Raw genomic sequence first — 873 nt, forward strand, 5'->3', positions numbered from 1 at the left:
TTTCTTTTTTCATCAAGTCTATGGGCTAACGATCTGTTATCCAAAGCATTGGAAGGTGATGTTAAGGATTCATTAGGAAGTGGTTCGATGTTTTGGAAGGTTTTTATTTTGGTGGACATTATTTTAGCCACTGCAATGGCTGTTAAAAGTAAGAATCCAATGGTTTTTGTTGGTGTTACTGCAGTGGCCTTTATTCCTGCATTTTTATTGAAAACATTCGTGTTTTAAGGAGGAAGCAAACGATGAGCAACATGAATTATCAATTTTTAAGCCACATTGATGCACCCAAAAGAATACTGACGTTAACTTTGGATGAGCTTGTGGTCGCAGGATTAGGTTTTATGTTGCTCATCATTAGTAATCAAAAGGTTTTGGTCTCACTGTTTGGGCTGGGGTTATTAGGCAGTTTGCGTTATTTGAAGAAAGGGGATGGGCCCAAATCGCTTCTTGTATTGGTTTATTGGCATCTCCCAAGTGGGCTGACCCAGTTCTTTTTACCTCAATTACCACTTTCACATCATCGTGTATATGTGGCTTAAGGAGATCTAAATGGACTTTAAAACGCACCAAAGCCGATTAAGCCAGTTATCCGCACGATTTAATTTGATGGTGTGCCTTGTGTTTGGTTTATTGATATCTAATGTAATGCTGTCTTGCTTTGTATATTCAGCGCTCAAACATCATACGGTGGAGATTACCCCTTTTTCAGGTAATCCTGGTTATTTAAAAAGTGCTTCATTTGTTGACAGTCATTACCTAAGTTTAATGACGGAAAATTTTATCAATGAGCGTCTCAATGTTAGTCCTGAAACAGTTGATGCGAATCATAAGCGTCTGCTTTCCTTTGTGAATCATCAACAGTATCCCTATTTT

3 protein-coding genes are annotated in these 873 nt (G+C 38.0%); all 3 read left to right on the plus strand.

Translation table 11 applies throughout. The features are described from left to right. On the plus strand, positions 1 to 228 hold a 228-nt coding region (locus DGG96_RS20595; protein ID WP_110144308.1), incomplete at its 5' end, for a hypothetical protein. Between the two features lie 14 nt (positions 229 to 242). After that, positions 243 to 539 (plus strand): type IV conjugative transfer system protein TraL, encoded by a 297-nt coding sequence (traL, locus tag DGG96_RS20600; protein ID WP_110144309.1) that lies wholly within the window; start codon positions 243 to 245, stop codon positions 537 to 539. 10 nt (positions 540 to 549) lie between these two features. Continuing rightward, on the plus strand, positions 550 to 873 hold a 324-nt coding region (traE, locus tag DGG96_RS20605; RefSeq protein ID WP_110144310.1), incomplete at its 3' end, for a type IV conjugative transfer system protein TraE.

It is taken from the genome of Legionella qingyii (assembly GCF_003184185.1).